The organism is Streptomyces sp. NPDC003032 (genome assembly GCF_053591415.1).
Genome location: NZ_JBSFTT010000015.1, coordinates 48,167 through 72,373 on the forward strand (window position 1 = coordinate 48,167; position 24,207 = coordinate 72,373).

Genomic DNA, 24,207 nt, shown 5'->3' on the forward strand with positions numbered 1-24,207 from the left:
GCGCCTGTTGTGGGCGGCGGCCGGAACTGATCAGGTACGTCCATGACGACCGGGTACTTCACGTCCGTCGACGATGTCGCGGCCCGCCTGTCCGAGACCGGGTATCTGGCCTCGCCGGCGGTCGCCACCACCGTCTTCCTGGCCGACCGGCTCGGCAAGCCCCTGCTGGTGGAGGGCCCGGCCGGTGTCGGCAAGACCGAGCTGGCGAAGGCCGTCGCCCAGGTCGCGGGCGCACGCCTGGTCCGGCTCCAGTGCTACGAGGGCGTCGACGAGTCCCGCGCGCTGTACGAGTGGAATCACGCCAAGCAGCTGCTCCGCATCACCGCCGGGCGCGACGAGTCGTGGGACGAGACGCGCACGGACATCTTCAGCGAGGAGTTCCTGCTCGCGCGCCCGCTGCTCACGGCGATCCGCGGCGACGAACCGAAGGTCCTGCTGATCGACGAGACCGACAAGGCCGACGTCGAGGTCGAGGGCCTGCTCCTCGAAGTGCTGAGCGACTTCCAGGTCACGGTGCCGGAGCTGGGCACGATCAGCGCGGAGCGGCGCCCGTTCGTCGTGCTCACCTCCAACGCGAGCCGGGAACTGTCCGAGGCGCTGCGCCGCCGCTGCCTCTTCCTCCACATCGGCTTCCCCGAGGAGGAGTTGGAGCGGCGCATCGTGCGGATGAAGGTGCCCGGACTCGACGAGGCGCTCACCGAGTCGGTGGTGCGGGTGGTCGGCGCGCTGCGCGCGATGGACCTGCGGAAGGTGCCGTCGGTCGCCGAGACCATCGACTGGGCGCGCACCCTGCTCGCGCTGGGCGCCGACACCCTGGACGAGACGGTCGTACGCGACAGCCTCGGCGTCGTCCTCAAGCACCAGGACGACGTACTGAAGGCGGCCGCCAAGCTGGATCTGGACGCCGTGTGACAGCGCCGCCCGACGGGCTTGCCGGGGCGGACACCGCCGGCCCGGTCACCGGCCGGCTCACCGGTCTCGTCAAGGCGCTGCGCTCCCACGGCCTGCGCATCGGCCCCGGTGAGACCGTCGACGCGGCCGCCGCGTTGGAGGCGCTCGGCCTCGCCGACCGCGAGCGCGTCCGGGAGGGGCTGGCCGCCGCGCTGCTCCACCAGGAGAGCCAGCGGGCGGTCTTCGACCCGGTCTTCGACCTCTACTTCCCGCTGGGTGTCGGCTACTTCCCACCGAGGGGTGCCGGCGCGCCCGACACCAAGAGCCCCGAGGGTGCCGGACCCGACCGCGACGCGCTGCGTGAACGCCTCGTCGCCGCGCTCGCGGCGAACGACCAGGCGCTGCTCGGGCAGTTGGCGGGCGAGGCGGTGGACGGCTTCGGCGGCTACGGCTCGCCGCAGGGCTCGGACGGCTGGTCCTCCTACCAGACCCTGAGCCGGCTGCGGCCGGAGACACTTCTCGCACGTGTCCTCGCCGCCCGGCGCGCGGGCTCCGGCGGGGAGTCCGCCGCGGACGCCGCGTTCACCGACCGCCTGGAGGCCGACGAGATCCGGCGCCGCATCGAAGGGTTCCGCGAGCGCGTACGGACCGAGGCGCGCCGCCGGGTCGCCGAGCGGCGCGGCACACAGGAGATCGCCCGCCGCGCCGTGGCGACCACCGCCGACCGGGTCGACTTCCTGCTCGCGGGCCGCGCCCACCTGGACGAACTGCGCAGGGCCGTGCACCCGCTGGCCCGCAGGCTCGCGACCCGCCTGGCCGCCCGCCGCAGACGCGCCGCGCACGGCACCATCGACCTGCGCCGCACCCTGCGCGGCTCCCTGTCGACCGGCGGTGTGCCGATGCGGCCGGTGCTGCGCCGCCGCCGTCCCGCGCGCCCCGAGCTGGTGCTGCTCTGCGATGTGTCCGGTTCGGTGGCGGGCTTCGCGAACTTCACGATGCTGCTGGTGCAGGCGCTGCACGACCAGTTCAGCAAGGTGCGTGTGTTCGCGTTCGTCAACCGCGTCGACGAGGTGACCGGGCTGCTCACGCACGGCTCCGCGGACCCGGCCGGCCTCGGCGGCCGCATCCTCGGTGAGGCCGCGGTGACGGGTTGGCACGGCAGCAGCGACTACGGCACGTCCCTGGGCGAGTTCGCGGAGCGCCACCTCGACGCGGTCGGCCCGCGCTCCACGGTCTTCGTCCTCGGGGACGCCCGCACGAACATGAGCGACCCCAACCTTCCGGCGCTGCGGGAGATCGCCGGGCGGGCCCGCCAGGTGTACTGGCTCAACCCCGAGCAGCGCTCGCAGTGGTCGACCGGGGACTCGGCGGCGTACGCGTACGCGGAACTGGTCGAGATGCACGAGTGCCGTAACGCCCGGCAGCTCAGCGCGCTGATCGGGCGGCTGCTGCCGGTCTGATGTCCGGGCCGGAGCCTGGGTCAGGACCGGCCCGGCCCGGCCGTCAGCTCGTCGGCGACGCTCTTGTCCAGGGCGACGCGGACGAGCGCCGCCGCCAGGGCCGCGGGGTCCGCGTCCGCGGCCAGGCGCATCAGGTCGTCCGGGTCGTCGGGCAGACCGAGCCGCCGCGCGCCTTGCAGGGCCTTGTCCCCCAGGCAGGGCGCCACGCCCGGCCACACCCGCTGGACCTCGCGCAGGAAGATGTCGGTGCCCGTCGGCCCGAGGCCGGGCACCTCCTGGAGCCGCCGGCGCAACACCTCGTCGTCGTCGCCCGCCTCGTCCCTCAGGCGGCGCAGGTCGCCCCCGTACTCCCGCAGGACCAGTTCGGCGCCGTCACCGAGCTGGGTGGCGGTGCGCTCGTCGTAGCGGCGGTAGCCGCCGCGGCCCAGCGCGTCGACCCGCTCCTGCCAGGTCGCCGACGTCATGCGGCGCGCGTCGCGCAGTCCGGCGGCGAAGAGTTCGCGGGCGGCGGCCACCGCCGTGGTGCTGCGGATGCGGGCGCTGAGCAGTACGGACAGGACAAGGAGTTGGTACAGCGGCTGCGGGGTGTCCCGCAGCCGGATGCCGGCGTCCTGGGCGTAGGTGCGTCCCTGGCTGTCGAGCAGGGCGCGGACGACGGCCCGGCCGCTGCTGTGCCGGTCGGTCATGGTTCTCCTCCCGATCGGGTCCTCTCCCTGGTCATCATGGCCGACGTGTGCGTGTCCGGCGCCCGGGTACACAGCCCCCTTGACCTCGGGAAAGGAAAAACTTGTGGCTGTGAGCCGGAAGAACGTATTCGTGATCGGCCTGGACGAGGCCAATCTGCCCACGCTGAACGCCATCCCGCACGCCCGGGACTACGCGTTCCACCCCCTGCTCACGATCGAGGAGCTTCAGGGTGGCGAGGTCTCCGTACCGGACCTCATGGAGAAGGCGCGGAAGGTGCTCGATTCGTTCGACGGCAGTATCGACGCGATCGTCGGCTACTGGGACTTCCCGGTGAGCACGCTCGTGGCGATGCTCGGCGACCGGTACGGCACGCGCAGCACCAGCCTGGAGTCGGTCGTCAAGTGCGAGCACAAGTACTGGAGCCGCCTCGAGCAGCAGAAGGTGGTCGACGAGCACCCGCGCTTCGGGCGGGTCGATCTGGACGCCGAGACGCCGCGGCCCCCTGAGGGCGTGCGCTTCCCGATGTGGCTCAAGCCCGCCCTTTCGTACTCCTCCAAGCTGGCCTACAGCGTGCGGGACGAGAAGGAGTTCGACGCGGCCGTGGCGAAGATCAAGGAGGGGATCGGCACGGTCGGCCGGCCCTTCGAGTACATCCTCGAACAGATCGACCTGCCCGAGGAGATGGCGGGGATCGGCGCGCAGGTCTGTCTCGCCGAGGAGGCGCTCTCGGGAATCCAGGTCGCGGTCGAGGGGTACGTCCACCGGGGCGAGGTCACCGTCTACGGCGTGCTCGACTCCATCAACTACCCGGACTCCTCGTGCTTCCTGCGCCACCAGTACCCCTCCGCCCTGCCGGAGCCGGTGGTGCGGCGCCTGCACGACGTCTCCGTGCGGGTGATGCGGCAGATCGGCATGGACGACGCGACGTTCAGCATCGAGTACTTCTACGACCCCGGCAGCGACGAGCTGAACCTGCTGGAGATCAACCCCCGGCACTCGCAGTCGCACGCGGAGCTCTTCGAGTACGTCGACGGCGTACCCAACCACCACTGCATGGTCAGCCTCGCCTTCGACGAGGACCCGGCGATCCCCCACCGCGAGGGGCCCTGCGCGACCTCCGCCAAGTGGTACTACCGGTGGTTCGCCGACGGCGTGGTGCACAACGTGCCGACGCGCGAGGAGATCGACCGCATCGAGCGCGAGATCGGGGACGTGCGCGTCGAGGTCCTGGTCGAGGAGGGGCAGCGGCTCTCCGACGTCGGCCATCAGGACAGCTACAGCTTCGAGCTGGCGCACATATCCACCGGCGGCGACAGCGAGGAGGAGCTGCGGCGCAAGTACGACCGGTGCGTGGCCGCGCTGGGCCTCACCTTCGACGACACGGAGCCGGGCGGCCGCGACCTCACCAACGACTAGCACGGACACACTGCGAAATCCGCCTGCCCGGCGGAGGAACCGACCGAGAGGTGGCACGGCCCCATGCGCCACGTGGGCAATCTCCCGTACGCGACCAAAGAGGAAGAACACGTCGTCGTCCCGATGTCCGACGGCACCCGGCTGTCGGCGCGGATCTGGCGCCCGACGTCCTCGGACGACGCGCCGGTCCCGGCCGTCCTGGAGTACATCCCGTACCGCAAGCGCGATCTGAGTTCCGTACGCGACTCGATCCACCACCCCTACATCGCGGGGCACGGTTACGCGTGCGTACGGGTGGACGTGCGCGGCACGGGCGAGTCCGAGGGCGTCCTGCGGGACGAGTACCTGGAGCAGGAGCAGACCGACGCCGAGGAGGTGCTCGCGTGGCTGGCCGGACAGCCCTGGTGCGACGGGTCGACCGGCATGATGGGCATCTCCTGGGGCGCGTTCGCCGCGCTCCAGGTCGCCGCGCGGCGGCCGCCGAGCCTGAAGGCCATCGTCATCTCGTCGTTCACCGACGACCGGTACGCCGACGACATGCATTACATGGGCGGCGCGATGCTGTCGGACAACCTCGCCGAGGCCGGCACCATGTTCGCCTACGCCACCTGTCCGCCCGACCCGGCCGTCGTCGGCGAGCGCTGGCGCGAGATGTGGCACGAGCGGATGGACCAGGCGCGCCCCTGGGTCCTGGAGTGGCTGCGCCACCAGCGCCGCGACACGTACTGGAAGCACGCCTCGGTCTGTGAGAACTACCAGGACGTACGCTGTCCCGTCCTCGCCTCCAGCGGCTGGGCGGACGGCTACTCCAACGCCGTGACGCGGCTGCTCGGCCATCTGGACGTGCCGCGCAAGGGACTGATCGGCCCGTGGTCGCACAAGTATCCGCATCTGGGTGAGCCCGGTCCCGCCATCGGCTATCTCCAGGAGGTGGTGCGCTGGTGGGACCACTGGCTCAAGGGCGAGGACAACGGCGTCATGGAGGGCCCGATGCTGCGGGCCTGGATGCAGGAGAGCGTGCCGCCCTCGACCGCCTATGAGGAGCGTCCCGGCCGGTGGGTCGGCGAGCCCGACTGGCCCTCGCCGCACATCGAGGAGGTCGCCCGTCCCCTGACGCGCCACCGCATCGCCTGGGACGGGGAGCCGGTGGTCGCCGAGGACGCGGCCGGTGAGGCCATGACCGTGCAGTCCCCGCTGTCGGTCGGCCAGTTCGCCGGGAAGTGGGCCTCCTACAACGCTCCGCCCGACCTCCCCTACGACCAGCGCGAGGAGGACGGCGGTTCGCTGGTCTTCGACTCCCCCGAGCTGACCGAGCCGGTGGAGATCCTCGGTTCGCCCGCCGTCGACCTGGACCTTTCGGTCAGTGAGCCGGTGGCCACGGTCGCCGCCCGCATCTCCGACGTCGCGCCCGACGGGCGGGCCACCCGGGTGACGTACGGCGTGCTCAACCTGACCCGCAGGGACGGCACGGGCGAGCCCGAGCCCCTGGAGCCGGGCCGCCGCTACCGCGCGACCCTCCAGCTCAACGGCGTGGCCCAGTCCTTCCCGCCCGGCCACCGCGTCAGGCTCTCCCTCTCCACGTCGTACTGGCCGCTCGCCTGGCCCCCGCCCCGGCCCGTCCTGCTCAGCGTGTACGAGGGTTCCAGCGCGCTGCGGCTGCCGGTACGGCCGGTCTCCGAGCCGGACGACGCGCCGCAGCGTCCCTTCGACGAGCCCGAGGGCACCCAGCCGCTGACCACCACCCGGCTCTCGCCGCCGGACCAGCGCTGGGAGGTCAGGCGTGACCTGATCGGCTACGACTCCGCGCTGGAGATCGTCAAGGACCGCGGCACCGTCCGGTACGAGGACATCGGGCTCGACGTCGGCTGCCGCGCCTTCGAGCGGTACACGTCCACCGGTGAGGACTTCACGTCGGTGGCGGGCGAATCCGCCTGGACCATGCGTTTCGCGCGGGGCGACTGGGAGGTGAGTGTGCGGACCCGCACGGTGCTGCGGTGCGACGAGGACCGCTTCCTCGTCGACGCGACGCTCGACGGCTACGAGGGCGAGCGCCGCGTCTTCTCCCGTACGTGGAACGAGACGCTGCCCCGCGACTGGCTCTGACGGGCTGGGCCCACGGGCGCACGATGTCCCTTTTGCGTAGCCTGTGGGCAAGATCCCGGCCGCCGCCCGGCCGGGTTAACCCGGTGACGCGGGGGAACCCGCACGATCCAAGAACGCCGAGACCAGGGAGCCGCCATGGCTGTCGCACCTCGTACCGGGCCACTGCCGGGCCGACCCGAGTCGTACTGGATGGACACCAGCGAGTCGACGTCGTATCCACCGCTGGCCGAGGACATCGAGGTGGACGTCGCCGTGGTCGGCGGCGGCATCGCCGGGCTCAGCACGGCGCGGGAGGTGGCCCGCGACGGGCGGACGGTCGCCGTCCTCGAAGCCGACCGCATCGCCGCCGGGGTGACCGGCTACACCACCGCCAAGCTGTCCTCACTCCACTCCCTCGTCTACGACCGGCTGCGCCGCACCCGCGGACCGGAGGCGGCGCACCTGTACGCCCGGTCCCAGCAGGAGGCGGTGGAGCACGTGGCCGCCGTCTGCGACGAGGTCGGCATCGACTGCCGGCTGGAGCGCGCGCCCGCCTACACCTTCACCACCCGTGCGGACGGCACCGACGAGCTGCGGGCCGAGGCCGCCGCGGCCCGCGAAGCCGGTCTGCCCGCCCAGTACACCGAGGTCACCGGGCTGCCCTTCGCCGTGGCGGGCGCGGTGCGCGTCGACGAGCAGGCGCAGTTCCATCCCCGCGCCTATCTGCTGGCGCTCGCCGAGGACCTGCGCGCGCGGGGCGGCGTCATCCGTGAGCGGACCCGGGTGACCGGTCTGCGTGAAGGCTCCCCGTGCAAGGTGACCGCCGAGTCCGGGCACACGGTCACCGCGGACTCCGTCGTCGTCGCCACGCACTATCCCGTCTTCGACCGCGCCCTGCTCTTCGCCCGGCTGTCGGCAAGCCGTGAACTCGTCGTCGCCGCCCCGCTGGCCCCGGGGCAGGACCCGGAGGGCATGTACATCACGCTGGAGGAGGGCAAACGCTCGGTGCGGACCGCGCCGTACGGCGACGACGGCGGGCGGCTCCTCATCGTCACGGGTGAGGGTTTCACGCCGGGCACGGGTGACCCCGCCGCCGGGTTCCGGGCGCTGGACGCGTGGATGCGGGAGCGCTTCGACGTCGGGGAGACGGCCTACCGGTGGGCGGCCCAGGACAACTCCGTGACCGACGGTGTCCCCATGGTCGGCCCCTTCCACCCCGGCGCCCGCAACACCTATGTGGCCACGGGGTTCGGCGGCTGGGGCATGAGCGGCGGCGTCATGGCGGGAACGCTGCTCGCGCGGCTGATCGGCGGGGAGAAGTCCCCCTGGGCCGACCTGTACGACCCGCGCCGGCTGCTCAGCACCGTGCGGGAGGCCCCGGCGCTGCTGAGCCAGCAGGCGGAGGTGGCCAAGCACTTCGTCGGGGACCGGCTCCGCAGCCACGTCGACTCCGTGGACGAGATCCCCGCGGGCTCGGGGGCGGTGGTCCGGGTCGAGGGGCGCCGCTGCGCGGTCCACCGCGACGAGAGCGGCGCGCTCCACGCCGTCTCCGCCCGCTGCACCCACATGGGCTGCCTGGTCGCCTTCAACGAGGCGGAGACCACGTGGGAGTGCCCCTGCCACGGCTCCCGCTTCGGCACCGACGGGGAGGTCCTCCAGGGGCCCGCGACCCGTCCCCTGGAGCCCCGCGAGCTGCCCGGCTCATGACGCGGCCGTGGCGCGGCGCTGCGCGCGGCCGCGCCACCTTCCGCCACAAAGGCCAACTTCCGCCCTACTGCTCCCCAGCACCCTCCCCTAACCTCGGCATGGCTTGTTGTGGCCATGACGAAGAAGAGGGTGCCCATGCGCAGACGGCTGCTCCATCTGGTCCTCGCCCCGCTCGTGGGCGTCGCCCTCCTGGCCACCGCACCGGCGGGCGCAGCGCCACCGGGCCCCGGCGATGTCTACCGCCCCGTGCGCGGGCCCGCCGCACCGGCCGAGTACCGCTATCTGCAGAAGACCGTGCCGGGGGAGCCGATCCCCCGGCACGCCCACGAGAACGCCGCCGCGCAGGCCCGCGAGCTGCCCACCACCGGCGGCCGGTGGAAGGCGCTCGGCCCCACCAACATCGGCGGCCGCATCGTGTCGCTCGCCCTCGACCCGAAGCGGGCCGACACCCTGTACGCCGCCGCGGCCAGCGGCGGCGTCTGGCGCAGCACGGACGCGGGGCAGACGTTCAAGTCCGCCTGGCCCGACAGCTGGACCCAGGCCATGGGCGCGGTCGCCACCGGTCCGGACGGCGCCCTGTACGCGGGCACCGGCGAGCCCAACCCCGGCGGCGGCAGCATCACGTACGAGGGAACCGGCCTCTACCGCAGCGCCGACGGCGGCAGGCACTGGCGGCGGATCGGCCTGCGCGACTCCGGCGCCATCAGCGCGATCACCGTGGATCCGGACAATCCGCGCCGCATCTACGTGGCCGCCGCGGGGTCGCTCTACAACGGAGGCGGTGACCGTGGCGTCTACCGCTCGGAGAACGGCGGCAAGACCTGGCGGCGGATCCTGACCGGCGCCAACGAGTTCACCGGAGCCACCGAGATCGTCGTCCGGGGCAAGCGGCTGTACGCCGTGCTGTGGGACCACCGCCGCACGCCCGAGCTGCGCACCTACGGCGGTGTGGGCTCCGGGATCTTCCGCAGCGACAACGACGGCAAGAGCTGGCGGCGGCTCGGCGGCGGACTTCCCGGGCAGGGGCCGGACGTGGGGCGGATCGGCCTGGCGGTCGCGGGTGAGAAGGCGTACGCGATCGTCAACAAGACCAGCGGGCCCTTCGAGGGCTTCTACGCCTCCACCGACGGCGGTGACAGTTGGCGGCGCACCCCGGCCGACCAGAAGCTGTCCGAGTCGCAGTCGACGTTCGGCTGGTGGTTCGGGAAGGTGTGGGCCGACCCGAAGGACGCGGACCACGTGCAGGTCGCGGGCGTGCCCCTGATGACCACGAAGGACGGCGGCGCCACCTGGAGCGCCGACGACACCAGCATCCACGTCGACCAGCACGCGATGGTGTGGGACCCGCGCAGGCCGGGCCGCGTCTACCTCGGCAACGACGGCGGCGTCTACCGCTCCGACGCGAACGGCGACGGCGGCTGGGTCAAGGCCCGGCACGAGCCGTACACCCAGCTCTACAGCGCGGCCATCAGCCCGCAGGACACCGGCCGGATCTCCGGCGGCTCCCAGGACAACGGCTCCCTGCGCTCCTGGGGCGGGGACCGCTTCAACGAGTACCTCGGCGGGGACGGCGAGGAGAACCTGATCAACCCCGTCGACGTGAACAACGTCTTCGCCTGCTACCAGTACGGCAACTGCTTCCGCTCCACGGACGGCGGTGACACCCTCACCTACTTCGCGGACAAGACGACCTTCAAGCGCCGCAACTGGTTCACACCCGTCGTCTTCGACCCCAAGGACCCGAAGATCCTCTACTACGGCTCCGAGGTGCTCAACCGCTCCACGGACGGCGGCGCGACCTGGCGGCCCATCAGCCCCGACCTGTCCGGCGGCCCGGGCCCCGACCCGCTCTACACCAACTACGGCACGATCACCTCGATCGCGCCCGCGGGCGACGGCCGCACCGTCTACGCGGGCACCGACGACGGCCGGGTGTGGGTGACCAAGGACCTGGGCGCGCACTGGACGAAGCTGGCCGAGGGCCGCTCCTGGGTGACCCGTGTGGTGGTCGACCCCCGCGACCCGGACCGCGTGTACACCACCCACTCCGCCTACCGGTCCGGATCCGACAAGGCGTATGTGTACGGGAGTTCGGACGGTGGCCGGCACTGGAGGAATCTGTCGGGCGATCTGCCGGACGCGCCCGTGAACGATCTCGTCCTCGGGCACGGCGGGCGGCTGCACGTCGGCACCGACCAGGGCGTCTTCACCTCCGGCTCGGGCGGGGCGGCGTGGACGCGGCTCGGCCGGGGCATGCCCGCGGTGCCGGTCGACGACATCGAGTACGACGCCGGGCACGACCGGCTGGTGGCGGCCACGTTCGGCCGGGGCTTCTACGAGCTGACCACCCGCTGAGGGCGGCTCCCGGACGCGTCATGGTGGATCGGCGTCCGGGAGCCGGTCAGCGGCAGGCCCGTGCCGCCCTGCCGCACCGCGACGATCTCCGCCGCGATGGACAGGGCGGTCTCCTCGGGCGTACGAGCACCGAGGTCCAGGCCGATCGGCGAGTGCAGGCGGGCCAGTTCGTCCTCGGTGACGCCGATGTCGCGGAGCCTGCGGTCGCGGTCCTCGTGGGTGCGGCGCGAACCCATCGCGCCGACGAACGCGACGGGCAGCCGCAGCGCCGCGGCGAGCAGCGGCACGTCGAACTTGGCGTCGTGGGTGAGCACGCACAAGGCCGTACGCTCGTCCGTCGCGGTGCGCTCCAGATAGCGGTGCGGCCACTCGACCACGATGTCGTCCGCCTCGGGGAAGCGGACCGGCGTCGCGAAGACCGGGCGGGCGTCGCAGACCGTGACGTGGTAGCCGAGGAACTTCCCGGCGCGGACCAGGGCCGCCGCGAAGTCGACGGCCCCGAACACGATCATGCGGGGCGGCGGCACGCTCGACTCGACGAGGAACGTCAGGGCGCTCCCGCAGCGCGACCCGCTCTCCGAGACGACGAACTCGCCGGTGCGGCCCGCCGCCAGGAGCGCGCGGCTCTCCCCCACCGCCATGCGGTCCAGCTCCGGGTGCCCGCCCAGGCTCCCTTCGGACGTGCCGTCGGCGCGTACGACGAGCGCCCTGCCGAGCAGATCGGCGGGGCCCCTGGTGATGCGGGCCAGCGCGGCCGTCCCGCCGTGGGCGGCGGCCGACAGGGCGGCGGCGAAGACCGCCCTGTCCGGCGCGTCCGCGGCCACCGGGGTGACCAGCACCTCGATGACACCGCCGCAGGTCAGGCCCACCGCGAAGGCGTCCTCGTCGCTGTACCCGAACCGCTCGACGGTGACCGTGCCCTCCTGGAGGGCCTGGACGCACAGGTCGTACACCGCCCCTTCCACGCAGCCGCCGGAGACCGAGCCGATGGCCGTGCCCTCGCCGTCGACGGCGAGGGCGGCGCCGGGACCGCGCGGTGCGCTGCCGCCGACGTTCATGACGGTGGCGACCGCGAAGTCCCGGCCCTCCTGGACCCATCGGTTCAGGTCCTCGGCGATGTCAAGCACTGCTGCTGCCCGTCCAGGTCGCGTCCTCGATCACGCGGTCGGGGCGGATCGGCAGGTTCCGGTGGCGGACGCCCGTCGCGTGCCAGACGGCGTTGGCGATCGCCGCGGCGGCACCCACGATGCCGATCTCGCCGATGCCCTGGATCCCGACGGGGTCATCGGGGTCCAGGTCGTCCACCCAGTCCGCCTCGATGTGCGGCACGTCGGCGTGCGCGGCGACGTGGTAGCCCGCGAGGTCGGGGCTCACCGGGGCGCCCGAGGCCCGGTCCCTGACCGCCTCCTCGTGCAGCGCCATGGACAGGCCCCAGGTCATGCCGCCGGTCAACTGGCCGCGCGCGGTCAGCGGGTTGATGATCCGCCCCGCGGCGAAGATGCCGAGCATGCGCCGTACGCGCACCTCGCCGGTGGCGACGTCCACGGCGACCTCGGCGAACTGCGCGCCGTAGGAGTGCCGCTCCTTCTGCGCGAGCGTGCCCAGGAGGGCGCTGGTGTCGGACCGCGCGGTGATCCCCTCCGGCGGGATGTCACCCCCGGGCACCAGCTTCTCCCGCAGCTCGCGCGCGGCGACCGTGACCGCCCAGCCCCAGGACCGGGTGCCCATCGAACCGCCCGCGATCATCGCGGGACCGAAGTCGCTGTCGGCGATGCGCACCTGGACGCGCTCCGGCGCCACCTCCAGGGCGTCCGCGGCGATGAGCGTGAGCGCGGTCCGGGCGCCCGTGCCGACGTCCGCGGCGGTGATGCGCACGGTGAAGGTGCCGTCCGCCCGCGCCGTCACGGCCGCCGTGGCCGGGCCCACCAGGACCGGGAAGGTGGCGGCGGCGGTGCCGGTGCCGAGCAGCCAGCGCCCTTCGCGGCGCAGACGGGGACGCGGGTCGCGGTCCGCCCAGCCGAACCTGCGGGCGCCCTCCTCGAAGCAGGCCGTCACGTTCCGGCTGGCGAACGGCAGCCCGGAGACGGGCCCCACCTCCGGTTCGTTGCGGGCCCGCAGCGCGATGGGGTCCATGCCGCACTTCTCGGCGAGTTCGTCGAGCGCGGACTCCAGCGCGAAGGAGCCCGGGGCCTCGCCGGGCGCACGCATCCAGGTCGGCGTCGGCACGTCGAGGCGTACGACGCGGTTGACGGTGTGGTGCGCGTCCGCGTCGTACATCGGGCGCCCGTACCCGGCGCTCGGCTCGATGAACTCATGGACGGTCGATGTCAGGTTCTGCCCCTGGTGGTCGAGGGCGCGCAGCCGTCCGTCGGGCTCGGCGCCGAGCCGGACGCGTTGCGTGGTGGGGCTGCGGTAGCCGACGAGGGAGAACATCTGGCGGCGCGAGAGCACGACGCGGACGGGACGGTGCAGAACGGTCGCCGCCATCACGGCGAGGACCTGGTGGACCCGCAGGCCCTTGGAGCCGAAGGCTCCTCCGACGTGCTCGGAGCGCACCCGCACCGAGGCCGGGTCGAGGGAGAACAGCTTCGACAGCTCGTCCGCGATCCAGGTGCTGCCCTGGTTGGAGTCGACGATGTCGAGACGGCCGTTGTCCCAGCGCGCGGTCGCCGCGTGCGGTTCCATCGGGCTGTGGTGCTCTTCGGGCGTGGTGTACTCGGCGTCCACGACGTGCGTGGAGGCGGCGAGCTGCGCCTCCAGGTCGCCCTTCTCCGTACGCATGCCTTCGCCGTCCGGCGTGTAGGTGCCGGGGCGTCCCGCGGAGAACGCGATGTCGTGCGGCTCCTGGTCGTAGCGGACCACGAGGGCCTCGGCGGCCTCCCTGGCCTGCTCGGAGGTCTCGGCGACGACGAGCGCCACCGGCCAGCCGACGAAGTGCACGCGGTCGTGCTGGAAGACGCCGACGACCGGGTCGGGGCGCCCCAGCATCCCTTCGTAGTCCGCGTCGACGCGCGGCGCGTTCCCGTGGTGCAGGACGGTCAGGACGCCGGGCATCGCGAGGACGGGTCCGGTGTCGACGGAGGTGACGCGGCCGCGGGCGATCGTGGAGAGCACGAGCCAGCCGTGGGCGAGGTCGGCGAAGGGGATCTCGCCCGCGTAGCGCGCCGCGCCGGTGACCTTCTCGACGCCTTCGACGCGGGTGTGCGCGGCGCCGACGGAGCGCGTCACCGCGGTGGGTCCGGTCGTCGTGGTCATCGGGCGGCCTCCTCGGCGAGTTCGGTCAGCAGGGCCACGACGAGGTTGCGCGTCAGCGTCACCTTGTACGCGTTGTGGGGCAGCGTCCGGGCCGCGGCCAGCTCGGCGTCCGCGGCGGCGGCGAACGCCTCGGCGGTCGGCGGGCCCCCGGTCAGCGTCCGCTCGGCCTCCCTCGCCCGCCACGGCCGGGACGCGACGGCACCGAAGGCGATACGTGCCTCGCGTACGACACCGTCGCGTACGTCGAGCGCCCCGGCGATGGAGCCGATGGCGAACGCGTACGAGGCGCGCTCGCGCACCTTGCGGTAGCGGGAGTGGGCGGCGACCGGGGCGGGCGGCAGGATGACGCCGGTGATGAGCGCGCCGGGCGGCAGCGCGGTCTCCAGGTGCGGGGTGTCCCCGACCGGGAGATAGAACTCCGCGAGCGGCAACTCGCCCGCGCCGTCGGCCGTTTCGTACGTGACGACGGCGTCGAAGGCGGCGAGCGCCACGCCCATGTCGGAGGGGTGGGTGGCCACGCAGTGCTCGGTGGCGCCGAGGATCGCGTGGTTGTGGTGCTCGCCCTCGATGGCGGAGCAGCCGGTGCCCGGGGCGCGCTTGTTGCAGGGCTTGCTGAGATCGGTGAAGTAGCCGCAGCGGGTGCGCTGGAGCAGGTTCCCGCCGACGGTCGCCATGTTGCGCAGCTGACCGGAGGCGCCCGCGAGGACGGCCTCGGCCAGCGCGGGGTAGCGGCGCCGCACCTCCGGGTGGGCGGCGAGGTCGCTGTTGGTGACGGTCGCGCCGACGCGCAGCCCTCCGTCGTCGGTGGACTCGATGCCGTCCAGGGGCAGTTCGCGTACGTCGACGAGAAGCGCGGGCCGCTCGACGCCGGTCTTCATCAGGTCGACGAGGTTGGTGCCGCCGCCGAGGTAGCGGGCGTCGGGGTCGGCGCCGAGCAGGGCGACCGCCCCGGGCACGTCGTGCGCCCGCCGGTATCCGAAGTCCCTCATACCGCTTCCTCCTCTGCGCGGGCCGCCTTCGCGACGGCCTGCACGATGGACACGTACGCGCCGCAGCGGCAGAGGTTGCCGCTCATCCGCTCGCGGATCTCCTCCGCGGTCAGCTCGGGCACGCCCGCCTCGGGCCGCACGTCGGTGGTGGCGGCGCTCGGCCAGCCCGCCGCGTGCTCCTCGATCACACCCAGGGCCGAACAGATCTGTCCGGGGGTGCAGTAGCCGCACTGGAAACCGTCGAGGTCGAGGAAGGCCTGCTGCACGGGGTGCAGCCGGTCACCGTCGGCGACGCCCTCGATGGTGGTGATCTCGCGCCCCTCGGCGGCGACCGCGAGCTGCAGGCAGGAGACGGCGCGGCGGCCGTCCATCAGCACCGTGCAGGCGCCGCACTGGCCTTGGTCGCAGCCCTTCTTGGTGCCGGTGAGATCGAGCCGCTCGCGCAGCGCGTCGAGCAGGGTGGTGCGGTGGTCGACGGTCAGTGTGTGCTTCTCGCCGTTGATGTTCAGGGTGAGGGCACTGGACGTCGATGGAGCCATGAGCAGCCTTCTTTCGCGAATCGCGTCGAACGAGGCGGTCCCGGCGGGAGGTTCGGGAGGAGGTGGCGCTGTACAGGAGAAGGAGAGGGGCGTCCCGCGCAGGGCGGACTGCCCCCTGGCCGTGTCTGGCGCTATGGTGGCCCTAAGTGGACAGTTGTCCATTAGCCTTCGAACTTAGTGGACAGCTGTCCGCTTAGCAAGGCCGAATCGGGCCGTGAGGCGCGGGAGGAGAGCGAGTGGGGCAGCACAAGGACGCACCCTTGCGCTCGGACGCGCAGCGCAACCGCGACCGCATCCTGGAAGTGGCCCTGGCGGAGCTGACGCGGTGCAGCGACGCGCCGCTCAGCACGATCGCGAAGAAGGCGGGCGTCGGGCAGGGCACGTTCTACCGCAACTTCCCCAACCGCGAGGCCCTCGTCCTGGAGGTCTACCGCTACGAAGTGCAGCAGGTCTCCGACACCGCCTGCCAGTTGCTGCACACCCGCGCCCCCGACCAGGCCCTGCGGGAGTGGATGGACCGCCTCGTCCAGTACGCGATGGCCAAGGCGGGACTGGCCGACGCCATACGCCGTGCGACCAGCGCGCTGGGCAGCCTCGCCGGGGTGGGCCACGGGCCGCTCACCCAGGCGGTGGCGCTCCTCCTGAAGGCGAACGAGGAGGCGGGCACCATCCGCCCCGGGGTGAGCCCCGACGACTTCCTGCTCGCCATCGCCGGGCTGTGGCAGATCGATCCGCACGGTGACTGGCAGGCGCGTGCGGGGCGCCTCATGGACCTGGTCATGGACGGGCTGAAGGCCGGCGCTCCGGGGCGCTGAGCCCGTCGAGGCCGAGCACCTTCAAGAGGTGCGCCGCCCCGTCACGCAGTGAGGCGGGGGCCGCTTCGCTCCCGCGCAGCCGGACCGCCGTGGCGGCGAGGGACCCGGCTGTGCGGGCGGACCCGATGCGGGCGGCGCGGGGCGCGAGGTCCACGACGACGTCCTCGGCCTCCCGCCAGGCACCGGCTCCCGCGAGCGCCGAGAGCAGTTGGGCGCCGAACAGGTCGCGGTAGGCGGGGCCGCCGGGGGCCGTGGCGGCCCGGTGCAGGAGCGGGATCGCCTGGTTCCAGCGGCGCAGCCGGGCCAGGACCCAGCCCTGGTGGCCGAGCACTTCGATGTCGTCGATCCACCACGCCCAGGGCGGGTCGTGGCGGGAGACGCCGTCCAGGAAGCGGCTCCGGGCACGGGAGATCAGCTCCATGGGCTCACCGTGGCCGCCGAGCAGGGCGATGGCGTGGGCCCGGCGGATCAGGACGAGGGCGTCGACCCTGGCCGGGAGCGCGCGGGGCCCCGCCACCCGGGAGGCGGTCTCCAGGGCGGCGCGGGGGCGGCCGGCGTGGGCCTGGAGCATGCTGTGGTTCAGGAGCACGAGGCGCGCCGTCCAGCGGTCACCGCGGAGGTCCGCGAGGGCCAGCGCCCGCACGTTCGCCCGGTGGGCGCGGTGGTGGAGTCCGGCGTCGAAGAGGATCCAGCCGATGACCTCGCACAGCTCGGCGAGCGCGGCGAGCAGCTCACTGTCGAGATGCCGCAGGCTCACGGGATCGGCGGACAGCTCGGGCACGCGTCGTACGGCTTCGCGCAGCGCGGGCACCGCGGCGCGGGCGCCGTGCGTGGCGTCCAGGGCCAGCAGGTGCCGGAGCGTTCGTATGACCGAGGGCACGGTCGAACCCCGGCGCTCACCGCTCTGCTCCGGCATTCCCTGTTCTCCCATCGGATTTCCGATACCTCGCATTTATTTCCGCATTGGATAGTTATGTCCGATCGGTCTACCGTCGAGACATCGCCGTACTGACGTTCTGCGCACGGAACGTCAGAGCCACTGAACCTCCTCACCCTCGGAGACCACCATGTCGAAGATCCTTTTCGTTGTCACCGGCGCCGACCACTGGACGCTGGCCGACGGAAGCCTGCACCCGACCGGCTTCTGGGCCGAGGAGGCCGTCGCCCCCTACGAGGCGTTCAAGGCCGCCGACCACGAGATCGTCGTCGCCACCCCGGGCGGCGTGGTCCCCACCGTCGACCGCGGCTCCCTCGCCCCGGAGGCCAACGGCGGCCAGGAGGGCGCCGACAAGGTCGCCGCCGCGCTCGACTCCTTCACCGAACTCCAGCACCCGGTCAAGCTGGAGGAAGTGGACCTCGCCGACTACGCCGCCGTCTTCTACCCCGGCGGTCACGGCCCCATGGAGGACCTCGCGGTCAACGCCGACTCCGGCAGGCTGCTCGCCCTGGCGCTGGAGATCGGCATGCCGCTCGGTGTGGTCTGCCACGCCCCGGCCGCCCTGCTCGCCGCCACGACGGTCGACGGTTCGAACGTCTTCGCCGGATACCGGCTGACCGGCTTCACCAACGCCGAGGAGACCCGGGCGGGCCTCGCCGACAAGGCCAAGTGGCTGCTCCAGGACCGCCTGGTCGAGATCGGCGTCGACTTCCAGGAGGGCGAGCCGTGGGCCCCGAAGGTGGTCGTCGACCGCAACCTCGTCACGGGCCAGAACCCCGCCTCCTCCGCCCCGCTCGCCGCCGAGCTGCTGAAGAAGCTGGCCTGAGCCATGGGCACCGACCGGCTCGACGAGGTCCTCGACGCCGCCTACGACTGCCTCACGCGGTACGGCGCGCGACGCACCACGATGGACGACATAGCCGCCACCATGGGCGTGTCCCGGTCAGCGGTCTACCAGTACGTACGCAGCAAGGACGACGCCTTCCGCAGACTCGCCGGACGCCTCCACGAGCAGGCGCTCCGGCGGGCCCGGGAGGCGGCCGAGGCGGAAGCCCCTTACGGGGAGCGGCTGCACGGCGTCCTGGCCGCCAAGCTCGACCTCGTGCTCCAGCTGGCCGGGGACTCCCCGCACGCCACGGAGCTGCTCGACGGCAAGGCCCGGCTGTTCGGCGAGATCTGCACGGCGTCCACCTCGGAGCTGCGCCACCTCCTGATCGCCCTGTTCACCGAGGCGGGCACCACGGAGGGCGTCGAGCCGTCCGAGGCCGCCGACATCTGCGTCGCGATGGTCGTCGGCCTGGAGGCGACGCCCCGCGCCCGCGACCTGCTGACCCCGGCGACCGCCGCCCTCGTGACGGGCCTGCTCGGCGCCGCCCACACCCCCCACACCCACTCTTCTCCCAGCACCCCCCGAGGAACATCCTGATGACCACCGCCGCCACCCCCACCGAAGACACCCGAGGCAGCGAGGACACCGCGGCCCTCGTGGCCCGGCTGCGCGCCACCTTCGCCACCGGCCGCACCCGGCCCCTCGCCTGGCGCGAGGAGCAGCTGACCCGGCTGCGCGCCCTGTTCACCGAGAACCGCGAGGCCATCGCCGACGCCCTCCACAGCGATCTGCGCAAGCCCCGCCCCGAGGCGTACGCCGCCGAGGTCGACCTCCCCATACACGAGATCGACCACACGCTGACCCATCTGGCCCAGTGGCTCACCCCGACGCCGCTCGACCAGGAAGCCCTCGCCGGACTGCCGCAGGGATCCACGGCCGGTACGCAGTACGAGCCACTGGGCACCGTCCTTGTCATCGCGCCCTGGAACTATCCGGTCCAGCTCTCGCTCGTGCCGGTCGCGGGCGCGCTCGCCGCGGGCAACGCCGTCATCCTCAAGCCGAGCGAGCTGGCCCCGGCGACCTCGGAGCTGATGGCCCGCCTCGTGCCGCGGTACCTGGACCCGGAGGCGGTCGCCGTCGTCGAGGGCGGCATCCCGGAGACCACGGCGCTGCTCGCCCAGCGCTTCGACCACATCTTCTACACCGGCAACGGCACGGTCGGCCGCATCGTGATGCGCGCCGCCGCCGAGCACCTCACCCCCGTCACGCTGGAACTGGGCGGCAAGTCCCCGGTCTTCGTCGACCGGGACGCCGACATCACCACGGTCGCCACGCGCCTGGCCGACGCCAAGTTCCGCAACGCGGGGCAGACGTGCGTGGCGCCGGACTACGTCCTGACCGACCCGGCCACCGCCCGCGCCCTAGAAGTCGCCCTCGCCGAGGCGCTTGAGGGCATGTTCGGCCCGGACCCGCAGTCCTCCGATGCGTACGGACGCATGGTGAACCAGCGGCACTTCGACCGCGTCGCCGCGCTGCTCGACTCCGGGACGACGGCGTTCGGCGGGCGCACCGACCGTGACGACGTGTACATCGCGCCGACCGTCCTGGCCGGGGTGACCGGCGAGGACCCCGTCATGCGGGAGGAGATCTTCGGGCCCGTCCTGCCCATCGTGGAGGTCGCCGGCCTGGACGAGGCCATCGCCTTCATCAACGACCGCGACAAGCCGCTCGCCCTCTACGGCTTCACGGAGAACGAGACCACCCGGCGGCGCCTCGCCGCGGAGACCTCGTCCGGCGGGCTCGGCTTCGGGCTGCCGATGGCCCACCTGCGCGTGCCCGACCTGCCGTTCGGCGGCGTCGGCGAGAGCGGCATGGGCAGCTACCACGGCCCGCACTCCATCGCCGCGTTCAGCCACCGCCGCGCACGCCTCGACGTGCCCCTCGGCCAGACGGGTCGGCCCACGACCTAGGCGTGGGGTGACACGCCCTGCGGCCCGGTGCGCGCGCCGAACGTCACCGGGCCGTAGCGGGCGGTGGGGGCGCTTGTCGTGTGGGCCCAGTAGCGGTCGCCGTACGACCAGTGCCACCACTCGGTGGGGTAGTTGACCAGGCCCGCCGTGGCCAGTGCCGCGCTCAGTGTGCGGCGGTTGCGGCGGGCGGCGGCGCAGATGCGGTCGGTCTCGGTGTAGCAGGCGCCGTCGCTCTCCTCGGGGCTGGCGTTCACCGGTGTCCCGAGGTCGAGTTCGGTCCCGGCCGTGGTGCACAGCGTCACGTCGACGGCGGCGCCCGCGACGTGCGGGCCCACCTCGGGCGGTGACAGGGAGCGGCTCGTCTGCCGGTGGAGGTGGTCGGCCGACCAGTCGGGGTGGGCGCGTCTGAGTTCGGCGGCGTACTCCTCGTAGTACTTGATCTGCAGGTCGAGCGGGCGGTAGCCCTCGGTGACCAGCAGGCGCAGACCCTCGGGCAGCAGCCGGGCGGCGCGGGCGAGCCGCCAGACGACGCCCTCGCGCAGCTGGGCGTAGGCCCCCGCCGGGTCGGCGAGACGCTCGTCGACGTCGACGAAGGGCAGCTGGCGCAGGTCGACGAGGGCCTCGCCGCATTCGTGGACCGGGATGCCGACCACGCGCGGATCGTTCATGAGGATGATCGGCGGCATGCTCGGCCCCTTCGTGGCAGGAGTGACGGGCACAGCTCCGGGGGCGGGCCGCGGCCCGCCCCCGGAGTCCCCCGCCTTGCAGTGGCTCCACGCGAAGTACGGCCCATACGGCCGACTGTCGCGGTCGTATGGGCCGTGCGAGGCAACAGTGACCTTTCCCCCGTTAGATCCCCCGTTGCATTCGTTCCCCCGTGTTGTCGACCCTTTGGCGCCGCCGACACGTAGAGCGTCCCGCGAGGCGCTGCAAGTTCTCTGCAAAACCGCGCCAAGTCCTCCAGAACCACGGCCGGCACGGTCAGCCGTCCCCTCTATCCCCTTTGCCCTCTTCGCCCCCTTCGCGCATCTCATCCCGTTCTCGTACCTCGTACGCGGTGAAGACCTCCCGTGCCTCCGCGCGCAGGGCGAGCGCCTGGTCCCGCTCGCCCAGGGCCTCACGCGCGGCGGCGAGGTCGCGCAGGGTGCGGGCGCGGGGCAGCGGCAGCTCCAGGGCGGCCCAGAGCGTGGCAGCCGCGGTGAGATGCTTCTCGGCGGCGTCGGGGCGGCCGGCGGCCAGTTCGCACTCGCCGAGTGTGCGCAGGGCCAGCGCCTCCCCGAAGCGGTCGTGGTGGGAGCGGCAGGTGGCGAGGACGTCCCGCAGATCGTTGTCCGCCTCGGCCCACCTCCCCAGCCGGAAGCGGCACTTGGCCCGCGCCTGCACCGCGTACGCCGACATGAGCGGGTCGCCGATGACGCGCAGGAGGTCCACCGCGCGGTCCGACAGCTCCTCCGCCTCCTCGTACGCGCCGAGCGCGCGGTGCACCAGGCTGATCGAGCGCAGCGTGAGCGCCTCGCCGCGGCGGCTGCCGAGCCTGCGGTAGGCCCGCAGCGATTCGTCGAGGAGGGTGAACGCCTGCTCGTACTCGCCCAGTTCGAGGTGGACCGTGCCGGCGAACCGGTAGGAGAGCCCGAGCCCCGGATCGTCCTGCAGACCGCGGAAGCCCTCGATCGCCCGGCCGAGCACGTCGAGAGCGGCGCGCAGCCGGCCCGCTTCGCGCAGGGCGCTGCCCAGTCCGGCGAGGGCGGCGGCCCTGCCGCGCGTGTCGTCGAGTTCGGCGCAGAGCCCGGCGGCCTGGCGGAAGAAGGCCTGCGATTCGTCGAACCGGTCCTGCTCGTAGCGGAGTTGGCCGAGGCCGATGAGCAGCAGGGCCTCGCCGGAGCGGTCCTCGGCGCGGCGGGCGGCGGCCAGGGCGGCGTCGTGGCTGCGCCACCAGGCCTCGAAGCGGTTGCCCACGGCGTACACGGACGAGCAGAAGGCGGCCGCGGCCTCGCAGGCCAGAGTGTGCAGGTCGTAGGCGGCCGCGCGTTCGACGGCGGCGGCGTACGCGTCGGCCTCGGCCTCGAACCAGGCGGCCGGGTCGGCGAGCGCCCGCCGGGTGGCCTCGGGCCCGACGGGCCGCACGAGGTGGCGCATGGCGTCGGACGCGGCGCCGACCGGGCCGCCCGAGTCGAGGAAGCCGCGGTGCAGTCTGACCGCGCCGGACGGGGTGGCGGACGCGACGCGGCCGGTGAGCCAGAGCCCGGCGCCCAGCGCCCTGCCGATGGCGGCGGAGCGTTCGGCGGGGGTGTCCTCGGCCTCGGCGCGCTCGGCCGCGTAGACCCGTACGAGGTCGTGCGGCCTGTACCGGGGCTGTCCGGCGCGGTCGACGACGGTGCAGTGCAGCAGCTGGGCGTCGATGAGCTGCTCCACGACGCGCTCCGCCTGGGTCTCCGGCACGTCCAGCAGGGCGGCGATCACCCAGGAGGCGACGTCGGGCGCGGCGAGCAGGCCGAGGCGGCGCAGCGCGGTGCGGGCGGGGGCGTCCAGGGCCCGGTAGCTCAGGCCGAGTCCGGCGCGGACCTCCAGGTCTCCGACGGCCAGTTCGTCGAGGCGGTGGCGTTCGTCGGCGAGCCGCTCGGCGAGCGTGCGCGCCGTCCAGTGTTTGCGGGTGGCGAGGCGGGCCCCGGCGATGCGCAGGGCCAGCGGGAGGCCGCCGCACAGCTCGACGACGCGGCGCACGGCGTCGGGATCGTCGCGCACGCGCCACTCGCCCGCGACCCGGGCGAGCAGGTCGGCGCCGGGCCGCGTGTCGAGCACGTCGAGGTCGGTGCGGTGGGTGCACGGCAGGGCGCCGAGCCGGGCGCGCGCGGTGATCAGCACGCCGCAGGTGGCGCTGCCCGGCAGCAGCGGGCGCACCTGTGACTCGCTGCCCGCGTCGTCGAGTACGAGCAGGACGCGGCGCCCGGCGACCAGGCTGCGGAAGAGGTCCCTGCGCTCGGCGTCGCCCTCGGGGGGATCGGCTCCCAGGGCGCGCAGCAGGCGTCCGAGCACCTCGCCGGGGGCCACGGGGTCGGTGGCGCCGCGCAGTTCGGCGTAGAGCTGCCCGTCCGGGTAGGCCTCGGCGACCCGGTGCGCGGCGGTGACGCCGAGGACGGACTTGCCGACGCCGCCGGGGCCCGTGACAGCGACGACGGGCATGGCCTCGCGCGGCCCGGGGCCCGTCAGCGCGGCCCGCACCTCGCTGAGCTGCGCCTCGCGCCCGGTGAAGTCGCCGATGGCGGGCGGCAGGAGGGCCGGGGCGGGCGGCGGGCCCGCGTCGTGGGGGCGCGGGCGTTCGACGGCGGCGGCGTCACCGACCACCGGCGCGCTGCGGGCGGCGGGCAGCAGCTCCTCGTCCGCCCGCAGGATCGCCTCGTGCATCGCCCGGAGCCCCGGCCCGGGGTCGATGCCCAGCTCTTCGGCGAGTACGTCGCGGCCCTCCGTGTACACCGCGAGCGCGTCCGCCTGGCGCCCCAGCCGGTAGAGGGCGAGCATCAGTTGGCCGCGCAGCCGCTCCCGCGTGGGGTGGGTGGCGACGAGGGCGGTGAGTTCGGCGACCAGTTCCGTCTCGCGGCCCGTCTGGGCGAGGTCCGCGGCGATCCGCTCCTCCAGGGCCGCCTGCCGGGCCTCCTCCAACTGGTCCGCCATGGCCCGCAGGGTCTCGCCGATGCCGCCGAGGGCGGGGCCGCGCCAGAGCGCGAGGGCCTCGCTCAGGAGCCGGGCGGCGCCGGCGTGGTCGCCCGCGGCGGCCGCCTGCCGCCCTTGTCCCGTGAGCCGCTCGAACGCGGCGCGGTCGACGACGTCGGCGTCGGCGTGGATCAGATAGCCGGGTGGCTGTGTCTCGATCACGTCGGCGGACAGCGCGCGGCGCAGTGCCGAGACGTACGACTGGATCAGGGAGCGTGCCGTGTCCGGCGGCCGGTCGCCCCAGATCGCGTCGATCAGTGCGTCGGCGGAGACCACACGGCCGGGCTCCAGGAGGAGCGCCGCGAGCAGCGCCCGGGGCTTGGGGCCGCCGAGCGCCAGGCGACGCCCCTCGCGCCATGCCTCGACCGGCCCCAGCAAGCGGTAGTGCATGTCCGTGTCCACGCCCATCTCCATGGGTCTTGCCCCGCACCGCCCCCGCTCCGTGTTCCCCGCTCTGTCGGCCCCTCGCTGCGACCCCGCCCCCGATCGACGGTCATGGTACGTCCGCCCGGCGCCGGCTCGGCTTCGGGCACAAGGAATCAGCCACGCGTCACGCATGGTGAGTAC

General features: G+C 73.3%; 18 protein-coding genes. 10 read left to right on the forward strand and 8 right to left on the reverse strand.

The genetic code is table 11. The features are described from left to right. Nucleotides 1–42: 42 nt before the first annotated feature. Both ACWDZ7_RS21920 and ACWDZ7_RS21925 read left to right on the forward strand, forming a co-directional pair. Entirely contained in the window at nucleotides 43–912 is an 870-nt protein-coding gene (locus tag ACWDZ7_RS21920; RefSeq protein ID WP_451799044.1) for an AAA family ATPase, read from the forward strand. Continuing rightward, on the forward strand, nucleotides 909–2,351 hold the full coding sequence (locus tag ACWDZ7_RS21925; RefSeq protein ID WP_451799045.1) for a vWA domain-containing protein: 1,443 nt from the start codon (nucleotides 909–911) through the stop codon (nucleotides 2,349–2,351). The genes ACWDZ7_RS21920 and ACWDZ7_RS21925 overlap by 4 nt, the downstream gene beginning before the upstream one ends. A gap of 20 nt (nucleotides 2,352–2,371) precedes the next feature. Here the strand turns inward: ACWDZ7_RS21925 and ACWDZ7_RS21930 are convergent, their stop codons facing one another. Next, nucleotides 2,372–3,037: an endonuclease gene (locus ACWDZ7_RS21930; protein WP_451799047.1), complete on the reverse strand. Its 666-nt coding sequence runs from the start codon at nucleotides 3,035–3,037 to the stop codon at nucleotides 2,372–2,374. A gap of 109 nt (nucleotides 3,038–3,146) precedes the next feature. On the opposite strand from ACWDZ7_RS21930, the gene ACWDZ7_RS21935 reads away from it, so the two are divergent. From ACWDZ7_RS21935 to ACWDZ7_RS21950, 4 genes are all read left to right on the forward strand, one after another. Continuing rightward, complete coding sequence (locus tag ACWDZ7_RS21935; protein ID WP_451799048.1) at nucleotides 3,147–4,454, forward strand: ATP-grasp domain-containing protein; 1,308 nt, start codon at nucleotides 3,147–3,149, stop codon at nucleotides 4,452–4,454. 63 nt (nucleotides 4,455–4,517) lie between these two features. After that, nucleotides 4,518–6,557, forward strand: coding sequence for a CocE/NonD family hydrolase (locus ACWDZ7_RS21940; RefSeq protein WP_451799049.1), 2,040 nt, complete (start codon nucleotides 4,518–4,520; stop codon nucleotides 6,555–6,557). 135 nt (nucleotides 6,558–6,692) lie between these two features. Further along, the gene (locus ACWDZ7_RS21945; protein ID WP_451799051.1) at nucleotides 6,693–8,243 is read left to right on the forward strand and encodes an FAD-dependent oxidoreductase; all 1,551 of its coding nucleotides are present in this window, start codon (nucleotides 6,693–6,695) and stop codon (nucleotides 8,241–8,243) included. A gap of 114 nt (nucleotides 8,244–8,357) precedes the next feature. Further along, a complete protein-coding gene (locus ACWDZ7_RS21950) occupies nucleotides 8,358–10,598 on the forward strand; it encodes a glycosyl hydrolase (protein ID WP_451799052.1) in 2,241 nt (746 codons plus the stop codon). Here ACWDZ7_RS21950 and ACWDZ7_RS21955 read toward each other — a convergent pair. The 4 genes from ACWDZ7_RS21955 to ACWDZ7_RS21970 are packed head-to-tail and all read right to left on the reverse strand — an operon-like array spanning nucleotide 10,577 to nucleotide 15,381. Continuing rightward, on the reverse strand, nucleotides 10,577–11,725 hold the full coding sequence (locus tag ACWDZ7_RS21955) for an XdhC family protein (protein ID WP_451799054.1): 1,149 nt from the start codon (nucleotides 11,723–11,725) through the stop codon (nucleotides 10,577–10,579). The genes ACWDZ7_RS21950 and ACWDZ7_RS21955 overlap by 22 nt on opposite strands. Then, nucleotides 11,718–13,853, reverse strand: a complete 2,136-nt coding sequence (locus ACWDZ7_RS21960; protein WP_451799055.1) for a xanthine dehydrogenase family protein molybdopterin-binding subunit — start codon at nucleotides 13,851–13,853, stop codon at nucleotides 11,718–11,720. Before ACWDZ7_RS21960 ends, ACWDZ7_RS21955 begins: the two co-directional genes overlap by 8 nt. Next, nucleotides 13,850–14,842, reverse strand: coding sequence for an FAD binding domain-containing protein (locus ACWDZ7_RS21965; RefSeq protein ID WP_451799057.1), 993 nt, complete (start codon nucleotides 14,840–14,842; stop codon nucleotides 13,850–13,852). Before ACWDZ7_RS21965 ends, ACWDZ7_RS21960 begins: the two co-directional genes overlap by 4 nt. Further along, entirely contained in the window at nucleotides 14,839–15,381 is a 543-nt protein-coding gene (locus ACWDZ7_RS21970) for a (2Fe-2S)-binding protein (protein ID WP_451799059.1), read from the reverse strand. The genes ACWDZ7_RS21965 and ACWDZ7_RS21970 overlap by 4 nt, the downstream gene beginning before the upstream one ends. 236 nt (nucleotides 15,382–15,617) lie before the next feature. Here ACWDZ7_RS21970 and ACWDZ7_RS21975 point away from each other — a divergent pair, with 236 nt between their 5' ends. After that, nucleotides 15,618–16,196 carry a TetR/AcrR family transcriptional regulator gene (locus ACWDZ7_RS21975; RefSeq protein ID WP_451514822.1) on the forward strand — a complete coding sequence of 193 codons (579 nt, stop codon included), beginning with the start codon at nucleotides 15,618–15,620 and terminating at the stop codon, nucleotides 16,194–16,196. Here ACWDZ7_RS21975 and ACWDZ7_RS21980 read toward each other — a convergent pair. Then, nucleotides 16,159–17,112, reverse strand: a complete 954-nt coding sequence (locus ACWDZ7_RS21980; RefSeq protein ID WP_451799061.1) for a DNA-binding protein — start codon at nucleotides 17,110–17,112, stop codon at nucleotides 16,159–16,161. The two genes, ACWDZ7_RS21975 and ACWDZ7_RS21980, sit on opposite strands and share 38 nt — an antisense overlap. Before the next feature lie 151 nt (nucleotides 17,113–17,263). Here ACWDZ7_RS21980 and ACWDZ7_RS21985 point away from each other — a divergent pair, with 151 nt between their 5' ends. The 3 genes from ACWDZ7_RS21985 to ACWDZ7_RS21995 are packed head-to-tail and all read left to right on the forward strand — an operon-like array spanning nucleotide 17,264 to nucleotide 19,932. Next, nucleotides 17,264–17,959: a type 1 glutamine amidotransferase domain-containing protein gene (locus ACWDZ7_RS21985; RefSeq protein ID WP_451799062.1), complete on the forward strand. Its 696-nt coding sequence runs from the start codon at nucleotides 17,264–17,266 to the stop codon at nucleotides 17,957–17,959. A gap of 3 nt (nucleotides 17,960–17,962) precedes the next feature. Continuing rightward, complete coding sequence (locus ACWDZ7_RS21990; protein ID WP_451799064.1) at nucleotides 17,963–18,559, forward strand: TetR/AcrR family transcriptional regulator; 597 nt, start codon at nucleotides 17,963–17,965, stop codon at nucleotides 18,557–18,559. After that, nucleotides 18,559–19,932, forward strand: a complete 1,374-nt coding sequence (locus tag ACWDZ7_RS21995; RefSeq protein ID WP_451799066.1) for an aldehyde dehydrogenase family protein — start codon at nucleotides 18,559–18,561, stop codon at nucleotides 19,930–19,932. The genes ACWDZ7_RS21990 and ACWDZ7_RS21995 overlap by 1 nt, the downstream gene beginning before the upstream one ends. Here ACWDZ7_RS21995 and ACWDZ7_RS22000 read toward each other — a convergent pair. Together ACWDZ7_RS22000 and ACWDZ7_RS22005 are read right to left on the reverse strand one after the other, a co-directional pair. Continuing rightward, on the reverse strand, nucleotides 19,929–20,618 hold the full coding sequence (locus ACWDZ7_RS22000; protein WP_451799068.1) for a M15 family metallopeptidase: 690 nt from the start codon (nucleotides 20,616–20,618) through the stop codon (nucleotides 19,929–19,931). The two genes, ACWDZ7_RS21995 and ACWDZ7_RS22000, sit on opposite strands and share 4 nt — an antisense overlap. A gap of 295 nt (nucleotides 20,619–20,913) precedes the next feature. Beyond that, nucleotides 20,914–24,042 (reverse strand): BTAD domain-containing putative transcriptional regulator, encoded by a 3,129-nt coding sequence (locus tag ACWDZ7_RS22005; RefSeq protein ID WP_451799070.1) that lies wholly within the window; start codon nucleotides 24,040–24,042, stop codon nucleotides 20,914–20,916. Nucleotides 24,043–24,207 lie beyond the last annotated feature (165 nt).

What these genes read in the sequence shown, in the direction of transcription:
- ACWDZ7_RS21960 (WP_451799055.1), bottom strand. Translation starts at nt 13,853, where the DNA reads ATGACCACGACGACCGGACCCACCGCGGTGACGCGCTCCGTCGGCGCC.
- ACWDZ7_RS21945 (WP_451799051.1), top strand. Translation starts at nt 6,693, where the DNA reads ATGGCTGTCGCACCTCGTACCGGGCCACTGCCGGGCCGACCCGAGTCG.
- ACWDZ7_RS21965 (WP_451799057.1), bottom strand. Translation starts at nt 14,842, where the DNA reads ATGAGGGACTTCGGATACCGGCGGGCGCACGACGTGCCCGGGGCGGTC.
- ACWDZ7_RS21985 (WP_451799062.1), top strand. Translation starts at nt 17,264, where the DNA reads ATGTCGAAGATCCTTTTCGTTGTCACCGGCGCCGACCACTGGACGCTG.
- ACWDZ7_RS21995 (WP_451799066.1), top strand. Translation starts at nt 18,559, where the DNA reads ATGACCACCGCCGCCACCCCCACCGAAGACACCCGAGGCAGCGAGGAC.
- ACWDZ7_RS21940 (WP_451799049.1), top strand. Translation starts at nt 4,518, where the DNA reads ATGCGCCACGTGGGCAATCTCCCGTACGCGACCAAAGAGGAAGAACAC.
- ACWDZ7_RS21970 (WP_451799059.1), bottom strand. Translation starts at nt 15,381, where the DNA reads ATGGCTCCATCGACGTCCAGTGCCCTCACCCTGAACATCAACGGCGAG.
- ACWDZ7_RS21930 (WP_451799047.1), bottom strand. Translation starts at nt 3,037, where the DNA reads ATGACCGACCGGCACAGCAGCGGCCGGGCCGTCGTCCGCGCCCTGCTC.
- ACWDZ7_RS21920 (WP_451799044.1), top strand. Translation starts at nt 43, where the DNA reads ATGACGACCGGGTACTTCACGTCCGTCGACGATGTCGCGGCCCGCCTG.
- ACWDZ7_RS21950 (WP_451799052.1), top strand. Translation starts at nt 8,358, where the DNA reads ATGACGAAGAAGAGGGTGCCCATGCGCAGACGGCTGCTCCATCTGGTC.
- ACWDZ7_RS22000 (WP_451799068.1), bottom strand. Translation starts at nt 20,618, where the DNA reads ATGCCGCCGATCATCCTCATGAACGATCCGCGCGTGGTCGGCATCCCG.
- ACWDZ7_RS21990 (WP_451799064.1), top strand. Translation starts at nt 17,963, where the DNA reads ATGGGCACCGACCGGCTCGACGAGGTCCTCGACGCCGCCTACGACTGC.
- ACWDZ7_RS21980 (WP_451799061.1), bottom strand. Translation starts at nt 17,112, where the DNA reads ATGCCGGAGCAGAGCGGTGAGCGCCGGGGTTCGACCGTGCCCTCGGTC.